Origin of the sequence: Streptomyces sp. NPDC048288 (assembly GCF_043201555.1) — a bacterium.
GTDB lineage: Bacteria > Actinomycetota > Actinomycetes > Streptomycetales > Streptomycetaceae > Streptomyces.
This window is the reverse complement of the sequence record NZ_JBICZD010000002.1, coordinates 228486-241346: the sequence shown is the minus strand read 5'-3', so window position 1 is coordinate 241346 and position 12861 is coordinate 228486. Positions and strand designations below refer to the sequence as shown.

13 protein-coding genes are annotated in these 12861 nt (G+C 71.5%); 9 read left to right on the top strand and 4 right to left on the bottom strand.

Going from position 1 to position 12861, the window contains the following annotated elements:
- The first annotated feature begins 19 nt into the window (after nt 1-19).
- Nucleotides 20-598 carry a Uma2 family endonuclease gene (locus ACGFZS_RS07410; protein ID WP_393794281.1) on the top strand — a complete coding sequence of 193 codons (579 nt, stop codon included), beginning with the start codon at nt 20-22 and terminating at the stop codon, nt 596-598.
- 83 nt (nt 599-681) lie between these two features.
- Complete coding sequence (locus ACGFZS_RS07405) at nt 682-1215, top strand: VOC family protein (RefSeq protein WP_365679632.1); 534 nt, start codon at nt 682-684, stop codon at nt 1213-1215.
- Here ACGFZS_RS07405 and ACGFZS_RS07400 read toward each other — a convergent pair whose 3' ends face one another.
- Nucleotides 1216-1935, bottom strand: a complete 720-nt coding sequence (locus tag ACGFZS_RS07400; RefSeq protein ID WP_393794280.1) for a sulfite exporter TauE/SafE family protein — start codon at nt 1933-1935, stop codon at nt 1216-1218.
- Nucleotides 1936-2054: 119 nt separating this feature from the next.
- Here ACGFZS_RS07400 and ACGFZS_RS07395 point away from each other — a divergent pair, with 119 nt between their 5' ends.
- Both ACGFZS_RS07395 and ACGFZS_RS07390 read left to right on the top strand, forming a co-directional pair.
- A complete protein-coding gene (locus ACGFZS_RS07395; RefSeq protein WP_359206236.1) occupies nt 2055-2240 on the top strand; it encodes a hypothetical protein in 186 nt (61 codons plus the stop codon).
- 64 nt (nt 2241-2304) lie between these two features.
- Nucleotides 2305-2817 (top strand): SgcJ/EcaC family oxidoreductase, encoded by a 513-nt coding sequence (locus ACGFZS_RS07390; protein ID WP_393794279.1) that lies wholly within the window; start codon nt 2305-2307, stop codon nt 2815-2817.
- On the opposite strand, the gene ACGFZS_RS07385 is transcribed toward ACGFZS_RS07390, so the two are convergent.
- Both ACGFZS_RS07385 and ACGFZS_RS07380 read right to left on the bottom strand, forming a co-directional pair.
- On the bottom strand, nt 2783-4135 hold the full coding sequence (locus ACGFZS_RS07385) for a sensor histidine kinase (RefSeq protein WP_393794278.1): 1353 nt from the start codon (nt 4133-4135) through the stop codon (nt 2783-2785). The genes ACGFZS_RS07390 and ACGFZS_RS07385 overlap by 35 nt on opposite strands.
- On the bottom strand, nt 4132-4809 hold the full coding sequence (locus ACGFZS_RS07380) for a response regulator transcription factor (protein WP_393660133.1): 678 nt from the start codon (nt 4807-4809) through the stop codon (nt 4132-4134). The genes ACGFZS_RS07385 and ACGFZS_RS07380 overlap by 4 nt, the downstream gene beginning before the upstream one ends.
- 204 nt (nt 4810-5013) lie before the next feature.
- Here ACGFZS_RS07380 and ACGFZS_RS07375 point away from each other — a divergent pair, with 204 nt between their 5' ends.
- The 4 genes from ACGFZS_RS07375 (at nt 5014) to ACGFZS_RS07360 (ending at nt 9983) form a co-directional block, all read left to right on the top strand.
- A complete protein-coding gene (locus tag ACGFZS_RS07375) occupies nt 5014-6285 on the top strand; it encodes an aspartate kinase (protein WP_393794277.1) in 1272 nt (423 codons plus the stop codon).
- Entirely contained in the window at nt 6282-7361 is a 1080-nt protein-coding gene (locus tag ACGFZS_RS07370) for an aspartate-semialdehyde dehydrogenase (protein ID WP_393794276.1), read from the top strand. The genes ACGFZS_RS07375 and ACGFZS_RS07370 overlap by 4 nt, the downstream gene beginning before the upstream one ends.
- Nucleotides 7362-7851: 490 nt before the next feature.
- Entirely contained in the window at nt 7852-8529 is a 678-nt protein-coding gene (locus ACGFZS_RS07365; RefSeq protein WP_393794275.1) for a SigE family RNA polymerase sigma factor, read from the top strand.
- A 311-nt stretch (nt 8530-8840) separates the two neighbouring features.
- Complete coding sequence (locus ACGFZS_RS07360; RefSeq protein ID WP_393794274.1) at nt 8841-9983, top strand: hypothetical protein; 1143 nt, start codon at nt 8841-8843, stop codon at nt 9981-9983.
- Nucleotides 9984-10106: 123 nt separating this feature from the next.
- Here ACGFZS_RS07360 and ACGFZS_RS07355 read toward each other — a convergent pair whose 3' ends face one another.
- Complete coding sequence (locus tag ACGFZS_RS07355; RefSeq protein WP_393794273.1) at nt 10107-10892, bottom strand: SURF1 family protein; 786 nt, start codon at nt 10890-10892, stop codon at nt 10107-10109.
- A 135-nt stretch (nt 10893-11027) separates the two neighbouring features.
- On the opposite strand from ACGFZS_RS07355, the gene ACGFZS_RS07350 reads away from it, so the two are divergent.
- Entirely contained in the window at nt 11028-12848 is a 1821-nt protein-coding gene (locus ACGFZS_RS07350) for a S9 family peptidase (protein WP_393794272.1), read from the top strand.
- Nucleotides 12849-12861 lie beyond the last annotated feature (13 nt).

Here is a 12861-nt window from a genome sequence, read left to right as displayed (position 1 = left end):
GAGTCGAGGAGGCGACGCCATGACCCCCAGGACCGAGTACCAGCCACAGATGTCCGTCGAGGAGTTCGAGGAACTCGAACGCCATGCCCCGGAGAACGTGCGGCTGGAGTTCATCAGGGGAAAGGTCCAGGTCAAGCCCGTGACCGATGGGAACCACGACCAGATTATCGCCTGGTTGCAGAGGCTGTGCATGCAGCATCGCCCGGAACTCTGGCTGTATGGCGATCGTGGCATGAAGGTCGAGGGCTGTCCCAAGGGGCGGGCTCGCCCGGACGGTGTTCTCGCACCGTTCGGCTTCCCGGCGGGACACGGAGACTGGTCCGAGGCCGCAGGCGTGCTCATGGCCGTGGAGGTCACGTCACACGATTCCGACACCCATCAGCGCGATCGCGTGGAGAAACCCGAGGGTTACGCGGCCGCCGATATCCCCGTGTACCTCCTCATCGACCGTGCCGACTGCTCCGTCATCGTGTTCAGCCAGCCGGAGAAGGGCCGCTACCGCCGTGAGGAGAAGCTGCCGTTCGGAGCGGCTGTGAAGCTTCCGAAGCCCGTCAACATCACCCTGGACACCGAGCCCCTCAAGGATCTCGTGGAATAGGAGCCGTACAGGGACTAGGACACCGGCGGGCCTAATCGCGGCCTACCGTCGCCGGCGACATCGACGTCGGTGAGAGGAATGCCATGTCCGCGCAGCGCGGCAGCACGCCCGAGGGCTACACCACGGTCGCGCCCTGGGTCGTCACCGACGACACCGGGGCGTTCCTGGACTTCGTCGCCCGGGCGTTCGGGGGTGAGGAGCTGGGGCGGGTCGCGACCGGGGCCGGTGCGGTCGGGCATGCCGAGATCCGGATCGGCGACACCGTCGTCCTGGCCTTCGACCGGAGTCCGGACTGGCCCGTCATGCCCAGCCTGCTGCGCGTGTTCGTCGCCGACGCGGACGACACGTTCGCGCGGGCCGTCGAGGCCGGCGGCCGGGTCGTCACCGCTCTCGCCGACCACGCCTTCGGACAGCGCGGCGGGCGGATCAAGGACCCCTTCGGCAACATCTGGTGGGTGGTCGCCCAGGTCGAGGACGTCTCCGAGGAGGAGATGTGGAAACGGCTGGGGGAGCCGGTGTACGCCGAGGCCATGCGCGTCGCCCAGGAGACCTTCGACGCCGAGCTCAGCGGCCGGAGCCGGGGGCGCGGCAGCGCGCCGGTGCGGGGAGCCGGCTGATCACCACGTCCAGACCCCCTTGGCCACCGCGGTGACCCCGCCCGTCAGGGCCAGCAGGAGGACCAGGCGGCGGGCGTGGTGTTCGGGCAGGCGGTCGCCGACGGTCCGGCCGATCAGCCCGCCGGCGAGCATCGCCCCGCCCACCGCCGTCCACTCCGCCGAGGTCAGGGCCGGGACCCCGTTCGCGGTCACCGAGAACGCGTTGACGACGACGCCGTAGAACTGGGCGTTGGGGACGAACTCCCGTACCGTCCAGCCCGCGTTGAGGGCGTAGAGGGAGATCGGTGGGCCGCCCACGCCCGCCGCCGAGTTCATGAAGCCGCCCAGGGCGCCGGCCGTGAGCGCGCCGCCCCGGCCGCGCAGGGCCGGGACCCGGGCGCCCCGCATGACCAGCAGCACCGCCGCCGTCACCAGCGCACCCATCGTCAGCAGGAGGGCAGGCGGCGGGAGTTGGCGGGTCAGCCAGGTGCCCGCGGGGACCGTGCAGGCCGCCGCGGCGCACAGCGGGACCATCGCCGCCGGACGCACCCGGCGCCAGCCGCCCGCCAGGCCCACCACGCTGATCGCGCCCGCCGCGCAGTTGGCGAGCGACACCCCCTCGGCGGGGCCGAGCAGCAGGATCAGGGCCGGTACGGCGACCAGCGCGAAGCCCATGCCGGTCAGCCACTGCACGCTCGCGCCCAGCAGCACGATGCCGGTGAGAAGGATCAGCGCCGTCATGGTGTACCTGCCTACACCAGCGGTCCGGCAGCGCGCTCCCTCGTTGCCGTCCCCGGGACACGGAATCGTTGATCTCGCCAGGCCAGCCCATCAGCTCACCAGACAACGAGGACCTTCCCATGAAGTCGCTGCTCGCCTCCCGCCCCGTCCTGTGGTTCCTCTTCCTCTTCAACCTCGCCGTCGCCGCCGTCGCCCCCTTCGTCGTCGACGGGGCGCAGGGCGTGCTGACCGCCGTCGGGATGGGGGTCGTGTCGCTCGGCGCCGGCGTCAGCCTGCTGCGCGGCCGGACAGCGAGGATTGGATGAGCCCTGCACGTCCGCTGTACGTCCGTTGCACGGGCGCTAACCAGCGGAAAGAGAGTCTGGGGTCATGACCCACACGACCCGTAAGACCCGTATACGCGCCGCCCTCGTCGTCACCGCCACCGCCCTCGTCACCGCCGCCACGGTGAGCGCGGGGGTCAGCCAGGCCGGTGGCTCCCACACCGCCCAGCAGCCCAGCAAGAAGCAGATCGCCGGACTCTTCGACCGGTGGAACAAGGCCCTGCAGACGGGCGACCCGGAGAAGGTCGCCGACCTGTACGCCAAGGACGCGGTGCTGCTGCCGACCGTCAGCAACAAGATCCGCACCGACCACGCCGAGATCGTCGACTACTTCGAGCACTTCCTGCAGAACAAGCCGGTGGGCGAGAAGAAGCGGACCATCATCAACGTGCTCGACCGCAACTCGGCCATCGACACCGGGATCTACGCGTTCACGCTCACCGACCCGAAGACCGGTGCCCAGCGGGTGGTCGAGGCCCGCTACACCTACGAGTACGAGAAGCGCGGCGGGAAGTGGCTGATCGTCAACCACCACTCCTCGGCGATGCCCGAAGGGTGATCAGCACCCACAGTCCGCCGCCGGGCGCGTCCCGCAGGGTCACCGTGCCGCCGTCGTCCGTCAGCAACTGCCGTACGACGGACAGGCCGAGGCCCGAGCCGGAGCGGCCGGTCAGGCCCTGGCCGCGCCAGAAGCGGTCGAAGGCGCGGGACTTCTCCGCGTCCGTCATGCCCGGGCCCTCGTCGAGGACGGAGAGCGTCACCTCGTCCGGGCCGGTGTCGGCCCGGACGGTGATCGTGCCGCCGTCCGGTGACACCTCCAGGGCGTTCGAGAGCACGTTGTCCAGCACCTGGTCCAGATGACCGGGGCTGGCCAGCACGGTCGGCCGGCCGTCGGCACTCCCCCTGAGCGCGATGTGGACTCCGCGCTCGTCGGCGGCCGGTCTCCACACGGCGAGGCGCTCCTCGACGATGTCCAGCAGCTGCAGCGGCTCGGGCGCCGTCACCTTCGCCTCCGCCCGCGCCAGCACCAGCAGCCCGTTCACCAGGCGGCTCATCCGGACCACCTCCGCCGTCGCCTGCTCCACGTCCTCGCGGACGAACTCGTCGTCGACCCCGTCCGCGATGTTGTCCAGGGACAGGCGCAACGCGGTGAGCGGGGTGCGCAGTTGGTGGGAGGCGTCGGCCACGAAGATGCGCTGCGAGGCGACCAGGGTGTCCAGGCGTTCCGCGCCCTGGTTGAGGGTGTGGGCGAGGGTCCGGGTCTCCGCCGGGCCGGTCACGGGGGAGCGGGCGGTGAGGTCGCCGTCGCTGAACTTGCTCGCCATGGAGTTGAGTTCGCGCAGCGGACGGGTGATCCGGCGGGCGGCCACCGCGCCGATCGCCGCGGCCGCGCCCAGCACGAGCACCGCCAGGCCGGCCCGGAAGCCCCAGATCTGCCAGAGCCGGGTCGTCATGTCGGACGTCGAGTAGACGATCCGTACGGCCGCGTCGCCCCGGGCGGGGACGGTGACCGTCAGGTGCCTGCCCCAGATGAAGTCCGAACCCCAGTCGGTGGTCGGCGTGTTGCCGCTCACCGCACGGGTCAGCGCCCGGTCGGCGGCGGGCCTCGGCAGGTCCGGGGCGCAGCTGCCGCCGGGGGACACCTGGACCGTGCCGGGGGACTCACGGTCGTACGCCCTCGCCACCTCGGTCAGCGCCTCGCAGGAGATGGTGTCGTCCCCGCCCAGCAGCAGCGCCATGGTCTTGGCCTCGCGCAGGACGGAGAGTTCCGTGTCGTCGCGCAACTGCTTGGTGAGGGTGAAGGCGACCGGGACGGTGAACAGCAGGATCGCGACGGCGACCAGCAGGATGTAGCTGCGGATGAGCTGGCGGTTCACGGGGTGTCCCCGGCTACCTCCAGGCGGAAGCCGACACCCCGGACGGCCTCGATGGTGATCGCCCCGGCCAGCTTGCGGCGCAGGGCCGCCACATGCACGTCCAGGGTCTTGGTCGGGCCGAACCAGTTCGCGTCCCAGACGGCCTCCATGATCTGCTCGCGCGACATCAGCGCGCCCGGCTCCTCGGTGAGGAAGGCCAGCAGGTCGTACTCCTTGGGGGCCAGGGCCACCTCCGCGCCGTCCAGGTGGACCCGGGCCGCCTTGCGGTCGACGGTGAGCCGGGCGCCGTAGCGGTCCGGGCCGCCGTCCGCCCCGCCGGGCGGCCGGGTGCGGCGCAGCACCGCCCTTATCCGGGCGATCACCTCGCGCACCCCGAACGGCTTGGAGACGTAGTCGTCCGCGCCCAGCTCCAGACCGACCACCCGGTCCGTCTCGTCGCTGCGCGCGCTGATCACGATGATCGGCACATCGCCGCGCTGCCGCAGCGCCTTGCAGATGTCGAGGCCGTCGCCGTCGGGCAGGCCGAGATCGAGGAGTACGACGTCGTAGGGGCCGGGGTGGGCGAGCGCGGCGGCGCCCGTGGTGACCCACTCGACCTCGAAGCCGTACCGCTTCAGGCCGCGCCGGAGGGATTCCGCCACCGGCTCGTCGTCTTCCACCAGAAGTACGCGCACGCCCCGTACCTTAATTCTTGAAACTTAATTCACAGTCGCCCCGGCTCGGAGCCGCCACTGTGAGCCAGGGCACTTTCCGCGTGGCCCGGCGTTCCCTGGGCAGGTTCGGGACGCGGCCGATGTCTCACCATGCGGGAGCACGCTGGGGGAATTCGGACGCTCGTTAAACTGAGCCGACACAAACGAACCGAGCGAGGAGCGCACGTGGGCCTTGTCGTGCAGAAGTACGGAGGCTCCTCCGTTGCCGATGCCGAGGGCATCAAGCGCGTCGCCAAGCGGATCGTGGAAGCGAAGAAGAACGGCAACCAGGTGGTTGTCGTCGTTTCCGCGATGGGCGACACGACGGACGAGCTGATCGATCTCGCCGAGCAGGTATCCCCGATGCCTGCCGGGCGTGAGTTCGACATGCTGCTGACCGCCGGAGAGCGTATCTCCATGGCCCTGCTGGCCATGGCGATCAAAAACCTGGGCCACGAGGCCCAGTCGTTCACCGGCAGCCAGGCAGGCGTCATCACCGACTCGGTCCACAACAAAGCCCGGATCATCGACGTCACACCGGGGCGGATCCGGACGGCGCTGGACGAGGGCAACATCGCCATCGTGGCGGGGTTCCAGGGCGTCAGCGCGGACAAGAAGGACATCACCACGCTGGGGCGCGGCGGGTCCGACACGACCGCCGTGGCGCTCGCCGCGGCCCTCGACGCCGAGGTCTGCGAGATCTACACCGACGTCGACGGTGTGTTCACCGCCGACCCGCGCGTGGTGAAGAAGGCGCGGAAGATCGACTGGATCTCCTTCGAGGACATGCTGGAGCTCGCCGCCTCCGGTTCCAAGGTGCTGCTCCACCGCTGTGTGGAGTACGCCCGCCGTTACAACATCCCGATCCACGTCCGGTCCAGCTTCAGCGGACTGCAGGGCACGTGGGTCAGCAGCAAGCCGATTGGGGACAAGAAGGTGGAACAGGCCATCATCTCCGGTGTCGCGCACGACACCTCCGAGGCCAAGATCACGGTCGTCGGTGTGCCCGACAAGCCGGGCGAGGCCGCCGCCATCTTCCGGACCATCGCCGACGCCGCGATCAACATCGACATGGTCGTGCAGAACGTGTCCGCCGCGGCCACCGGCCTGACGGACATCTCCTTCACGCTCCCGAAGACCGAGGGCCGCAAGGCCATCGACGCGCTGGAGCGCAACCGGTCGGGCATCGGCTTCGACTCGCTGCGCTACGACGACCAGATCGGCAAGATCTCGCTGGTCGGCGCCGGGATGAAGACCAACCCGGGGGTCACCGCCTCGTTCTTCGAGGCGCTGTCCGACGCCGGCGTGAACATCGAGCTGATCTCGACCTCCGAGATCCGTATCTCGGTCGTCACCCGCGCCGACGACGTGCCGGAGGCCGTGCGCGCCGTGCACTCCGCCTTCGGGCTGGACTCCGACTCCGACGAGGCCGTCGTCTACGGAGGCACCGGCCGATGACCGGCAAGCCGGCGCTCGCGGTCGTGGGTGCGACCGGGGCGGTCGGCACGGTGATGCTCCAGATCCTGTCCCAGCGGGCGGACGTCTGGGGCGAGATCCGCCTGATCGCCTCCGCGCGCTCGGCCGGCCGCAAGCTGACCGTGCGCGGGGAGGAGATCGAGGTCGTCGCGCTGTCGGAGGAGGCCTTCGACGGCATCGACGTCGCGATGTTCGACGTGCCCGACGAGGTGTCCGCGCGCTGGGCGCCGGTCGCCGCCGCGCGCGGTGTGGTCGTGGTGGACAACTCCGGGGCCTTCCGGATGGACCCCGAGGTGCCGCTCGTCGTCCCCGAGGTCAACCCGCACTGCGCCCGCACCCGGCGGCGCGGGATCATCGCCAACCCCAACTGCACCACCCTGTCGATGATCGTCGCCCTGGGCGCGCTGCACGCCGAGTTCGGGCTGCGCGAGCTGGTGGTGTCGTCGTACCAGGCGGTGAGCGGCGCCGGGCGGGCCGGGGTGGAGACACTGCGGGCCCAGCTGTCCATGGTCGCCGGTACGGAGCTGGGCACCAAGCCCGGTGACGTACGGCGGGCGGTCGGGGACCTGACCGGGCCGTTCCCGGAGCCGGTCGCGCTGAACGTCGTACCGTGGGCCGGGTCGCTGCGCGAGGACGGGTGGTCCTCGGAGGAGATGAAGGTGCGGGACGAGTCCCGCAAGATCCTCGGGCTGCCGAAGCTGCCGGTCGCGGTGACCTGCGTCCGGGTCCCGGTGGTCACCACGCACTCGCTGACGGTCCATGCCAGGTTCCAGGGCGAGGTCACGGTCGACAAGGCCCGGGAGATCCTCGACACGGCCCCGGGCGTGGTCCTCTTCGACAACCCGGCCGCCGGGGAGTTCCCGACCCCCGCCGACGTGGTCGGCACCGATCCGACCTGGGTCGGGCGGGTCCGGCGGGCCCTCGACGACCCGACCGCGCTCGAACTCTTCGTGTGCGGGGACAATCTTCGCAAAGGCGCAGCTCTCAACACCGCGCAGATCGCCGAGCTGGTGGCCGCCGAACTGACTGGCCGTTCAGGTATGGCGGAGTTTGCGTGAACAGTCGGTGACCACGGGAAACGGTGTTCATGGGAGCGGGCCCACACGTAGGACCTGCGTAAGAAATGTGGCCGGGAGCATGGTCCGGACCTCTTGAACACCGACCCCCTGCCGTTCGAAGATTTTCCTCCCCGTCCTCCGCAACCACGCGGACGGCGGGGAGCGTCTTTGCGATCGCCCTCTTACGGGGCGCTTACGCGGCCGGCCCTCGGGCCTCCGGGTTCTCGGGTCGTGAGGACGCATGATCCTGGCGTGGGGACGCCGTGATCGGGGCGTGGGGACGCCCGTTCATAATGGAACATAGGGGAAGAGCGGGACGCATGACGGCATTCGAGGCACCGTCGGGTGCGCTGCCGGACGCGCGGAGAACGGTGACGACCGGGCCGGCCGGCCATCCCGGCGTACCCGGCGCGAACCTGTCCGGCACAGCTGTCGCAAAAGTGATGCCCGGCACGTACAACCCCGACGGGGGTAGGCGTGTCCAACTTGCGTGGCAGAGGTACTCGAACTCAGTGCGCCCCACGGCGCGACGGCCCTGCGGCCGCCCCTCGCCGGCCTGCGTCCCCGCAGGCCCGGCGCGTCCGGCGGCATGCCGGTGATCGCGCCCATGCCCGCAGCGCGGCCCACCCGCATACCCAGCCAGCGCGACGGCGCCGAGGAGACGACGGCGGCGGCCGGTACCACCGTCGACCACCTCACCGAGACCTACCGGGCGCACTACCGCTCCCTCCTCGGCCTCGCCGCCCTCCTCCTCGACGACACGGCCTCCTGCGAGGACGTCGTCCAGGAGGCGTTCATCCGCGTCCACTCCGCCCGCAAACGCGTCCGCGACCCGGAGAAGACCCTGGCCTACCTGCGCCAGACGGTCGTCAACCTCTCCCGCTCCGCGCTGCGCCGCCGCATCCTCGGCCTCAAGCTCCTCTCCAAGCCGATGCCCGACATGGCGAGCGCCGAGGAGGGCGCCTACGACCAGCTGGAGCGGCGCGACCTGATCAAGGCGATGAAGGGGCTGCAGCGCCGCCAGCGCGAGGTCCTCGTGCTGCGCTACTTCGCCGACATGACCGAGGCCCAGGTCGCCGAGACGCTCGGCATCTCGCTGGGCTCGGTGAAGGCGTACGGCTCGCGCGGCATCGCGGCCCTGCGGGTCGCCATGGAGGCGTCGGCATGACGGACAGCCCCGAGGGAGGCGACTCGCATGATCGCCACGAGCCCTACGCTTGGCACGAGCCGACGCAGGACGGCGCGGCACGCGCCGAGCGCGGGCCACACGGTGTCGCCGGCCACGGATCACCCGGTTCGGACGAGTCACCCGGTTCGGACGAGCCATCCGGTTCGGACGAGCCATCCGGTTCGGACGAGTCGCACGGTTCGGGGGAGCCGGCGCGGGACGGCGGGCCTGGCGACAGACCCGTCGGCCGGCGCGAGCCGACGCGAGACCACGAGCAAGAGCACACGCAATCGCACGCTGGGAACGGAACTGTGAACCACGGCCCCGACGAGAAGGGCCCGGAGGGCCTCGGACAGGGTCCTGAGGGGACCCGGAGCGGGCTCGGCCCCGGCTTCGGGCCCGCCGCCGACGGCCCCGACACCCCGGACACCCCCGGCGGGCTCGACCGGGACGAGCTGGCCCTGCGCCGGCTGCTGCACACCGCGGTCGACGACCTCGCACCGCGCGACGGCGCCCTCGACCACCTGCGCCGCGCGGTACCCGCCCGCCGCGCCCGCAAGCGCCAGGCCGCCGTCGGCATGGCCGCCGCCGCCCTGTTCATCGGCACCGCGATCCCCGCCCTGGTGCACGTCTCCAACTCCGGCGGCACCGACCCCAACACCACCATTGCCGGCCAGGCCTCCCAGGCCCAGGGCGGCGCCACCGGCGGCAAGAACCCCGACGGCGGCGCCAGCACCGCGGGCGGCTCCAGCGGCCAGGCCGCCGACCAGAGCCCGGGCGGCACCAAGGACCCCGGCAAGAGCGAGAGCACCGGGACCGCCGGCGGCACCAAGGTCGTCCCCACGGCCAGCGCCGCCAGCAGCGCCCCGGTCTGCACCTCCGCCCAGCTCTCCACCCCGACCTCCACCGTCGCCGCCCCCGACTCCACGGGCGTGGTCTACGGCACCTTCCGGGTCCTGAACGTCTCGACCACCAGCTGTACCGTCGGCGGCCCCGGCAGTGTGGCCCTGCTCGCCCAGGGCGCGGCCGACAGCACCAAGATCTACGCCGCCCGGCACGCCTCGGGCGACGCGGCGGCCGGACTGCCCGACCCGTCCACCGAACTCACCGGCCTGGTCCTGGCGCCCGGCGCCGCCTACGAGGAGAAGTTCGGCTTCGTCCCCCTGGAGACCTGCCCGACCACCGGCACCAGCAGCGGCTCCACCGGCTCCACCGACACCGGTGGTACGACAGCCTCCCCGAGCCCCTCCGGAGACACCGGCAGCAGCACCGGTACGACCACCTCCGGGACGGACGGCACCACCACCCAGCTGCTCACCGAGGACGGCACGGCCGACGGCAGCATCGCGGTCTCGTACACCCCCGAAGCCGGGTCCCCGACCGGCTCCGCGACAGTGCCGAACGCCTGCGCCGGAACGGTCTACTGGACCGGGGTGCTGGCGGCACAGGCGTGACACCCGGGCCCGGGCAACGGCCCGGGCCCCGGCTCGGAACCTGATCAGACCTTCGTCGGCTCGGAACCTGATCCGGCCTTCGGTTCAGGCCTTCGGTTCAGGCCTTCGGTTCAGGCCTTCGGTTCAGGCACTGATTCCGACGGGCTCTTCCTCCGGCAGGATCCCCAGCGCCGCGTCGCGTGCGAACTCCACCTCGCGGCGCAGCAGCCGGAACCACATGAACACCACGAACCCCGCGAACACGAACCACTCACCCGTGTAGCCGAGGTTCTGGAACGCCTTCAGATCGAGCCCCGAGTTGTCCGGCGCGGTCGCCGGCACGGCCGTCATCCCCGAGTCGGCCTTGTCGAGGGTGATCCAGGCGTCGTACACCTTGTACGGCACCAGGTTCACCAGCGAGGCCGAGCTGATCGCCGCCGTCTGCCCCGACGGCAGCCCGCCCTGGTTGCTGATGCCGTTGTCCCCGGGCGTCTCGGAGGCCTGCAGCGCGCCGGTGACGGTGACCTCGCCGGTCGGCGGGGCGGGCGCCTCGGCGGCGTCGGCCTTGCCGGGCAGCCAGCCGCGCACGACGGGCAGGGCCTGGCCGGAGTCGGTGCGCAGCAGGGTCAGGACGTAGAAACCGTCCTTGCCGTCGAGCTGACGGTCGGGCACCAGCAGCTGCTTGGCGTACCGGCCGCTCACGGTGGCCCGCTTGCCGGAGGTCGACTGGTCGACGGGGAGCAGGTCGGCCAGCGGCCGGGCCGCCTCCGTCCGGGCCGTCTCGACCTGCTCGTCGGCGCTGCGATGGGCCTCCACCCGCGCTTCGAAGCGGCTCAGCTGCCACGACCCCATGAAGATGCAGAACGGGATGGCGAGCAGCACGAAAACGTTGATGCCCCACCAGCGGGGTGTCAGCAGAAAGCGGTACACACCGTCCACGGTACGGGGCGACGAGGGGGCGATTCCGCGCGGGGTGGGCGCCGGGCGGCTCATCGCACGCAAAGTTATCCACAGGCTGCGGACGCTCCTCGGCACATTGGGCGCGCGGACAGGCACTATGGGGCCATGACTGCGGCCATGAGTGAGAGCGACATGCCGGACTGGGAGAAGCGCTTCCGCGCACCTCGGGTCTCCCTGCCGGACTGGGCGGAGGACGCCCCCGACCGTTCCCTGTTCGTGTCGAACGCGACGGGGACGTACGAGCTGTACGCCTGGGACCGCGCCGGCGGGGAGCAGCGCCAGGCGACGAACCGGCCGAACGGCACGACGGACGGGCTGCTCTCCCCGGACGGCGCGTGGATCTGGTGGTTCGACGACAAGGACGGTGACGAGTTCGGTGTCTGGCGCAGGCAGCCCTTCGAGGGCGGCCCGGACGAGCCGGCGGCGCCGGGCCTGGAGCCGTCCTACCCCTCCGGTCTGGCCCTGGGCCGGGACGGCCGCACGGCGGTCGTGGGCCGCTCGACGGACGACGAGGGCACGTCGATCTACCTGGTCGGAGCGGGGCCGGAGCCCCTGGAGATCTACCGCCACCACGAGTCGGCGGGGGTCGGCGACCTCTCCCACGACGGTTCGCTGATCGCGATCGAGCACACCGAGCACGGCGACGCGATGCACTCGGCGCTGCGCGTGGTCCGCCCGGACGGCACGACGGTCGCGGAGCTGGACGACACGGAGGGCGGCACCGAGGAACTCGGCCTGGAGGTGCTCGGCTTCGCCCCGGTCGAGGGCGACCCCAGGCTGCTCATCGGCCATCAGCGGCGCGGCCGTTGGGAGCCGCTGGTCTGGGACGTCGCGACCGGCGAGCAGACCGACCTGACCCTGGACCTGCCGGGCGACGTGAGCGCGGAGTGGTACCCGGACGGCAGCGCCCTGCTCGTCGCCCACAGCCACAAGGCCCGCAGCGAACTGTTCCGCTACGAACTGGCGACGCGCGCGCTGACCCGCATCCCGACCCCGCCGGGCTCGGTCTCCGGCGCCACGGCCCGCCCCGACGGCACCGTCGAGTACCTGTGGTCCTCCGCCGCCGAGCCGCCGGTGGTGCGCTCCACGACGGGTGAGATCGTCCTGGACCCGCCCGGCATGAAGTGCCCCCCGTCGGTCCCGGTCGAGGACGCGTGGGTGGAGGGCCCCGGCGGCGCCATCCACGCCCTGATCCAGAAGCCGGTGGGCGCCACCGGCCCCCTCCCCACCGTCTTCGACCTGCACGGCGGCCCGACCTGGCACGACAGCGACGGCTTCGCGGCGGGCCCGGCGGCCTGGGTCGACCACGGCTACGCGGTGGTCCGCATCAACTACCGGGGTTCCACGGGCTACGGCCGCGCCTGGACGGACGCGCTGAAGCACCGGGTGGGCCTGATCGAGCTGGAGGACGTGGCGGCGGTACGGGACTGGGCGGTGGAGTCCGGCCTCGCCGACCCCGACCGGCTGGTCCTCACCGGCGGCTCCTGGGGCGGCTACCTGACCCTGCTGGGCCTCGGCACCCAGCCCGGCTCCTGGGCGGTGGGCATCGCCGTCGTCCCGGTCGCGGACTACGTCACCGCGTACCACGACGAGATGGAGTCACTGAAGGCGATGGACCGCACCCTGCTGGGCGGCACCCCGGAAGAGGTCCCCGACCGCTTCGCCGCCTCCTCGCCCCTCACCTACGTCGACGACGTCAAGGCCCCCGTCTACATCTCCGCCGGCCTCAACGACCCCCGCTGCCCCATCCGCCAGATCGACAACTACGTCCACCGCCTCGCCGTCCGCTCCGCCCCCCACGAGGTCTACCGCTACGACGCCGGCCACGGCTCCCTCGTCGTCGACGAGCGCATCAAGCAACTCAGACTGGAAATGGACTTCGCGCAACGCCACCTGAACGGCGCGACGGCGGAGGCGTCGGTCTAGGAGCCGGGCTGGT

What these genes read in the sequence shown, in the direction of transcription:
- ACGFZS_RS07410 (WP_393794281.1), top strand. Translation starts at nt 20, where the DNA reads ATGACCCCCAGGACCGAGTACCAGCCACAGATGTCCGTCGAGGAGTTC.
- ACGFZS_RS07405 (WP_365679632.1), top strand. Translation starts at nt 682, where the DNA reads ATGTCCGCGCAGCGCGGCAGCACGCCCGAGGGCTACACCACGGTCGCG.
- ACGFZS_RS07400 (WP_393794280.1), bottom strand. Translation starts at nt 1,935, where the DNA reads ATGACGGCGCTGATCCTTCTCACCGGCATCGTGCTGCTGGGCGCGAGC.
- ACGFZS_RS07395 (WP_359206236.1), top strand. Translation starts at nt 2,055, where the DNA reads ATGAAGTCGCTGCTCGCCTCCCGCCCCGTCCTGTGGTTCCTCTTCCTC.
- ACGFZS_RS07390 (WP_393794279.1), top strand. Translation starts at nt 2,305, where the DNA reads ATGACCCACACGACCCGTAAGACCCGTATACGCGCCGCCCTCGTCGTC.
- ACGFZS_RS07370 (WP_393794276.1), top strand. Translation starts at nt 6,282, where the DNA reads ATGACCGGCAAGCCGGCGCTCGCGGTCGTGGGTGCGACCGGGGCGGTC.
- ACGFZS_RS07350 (WP_393794272.1), top strand. Translation starts at nt 11,028, where the DNA reads ATGACTGCGGCCATGAGTGAGAGCGACATGCCGGACTGGGAGAAGCGC.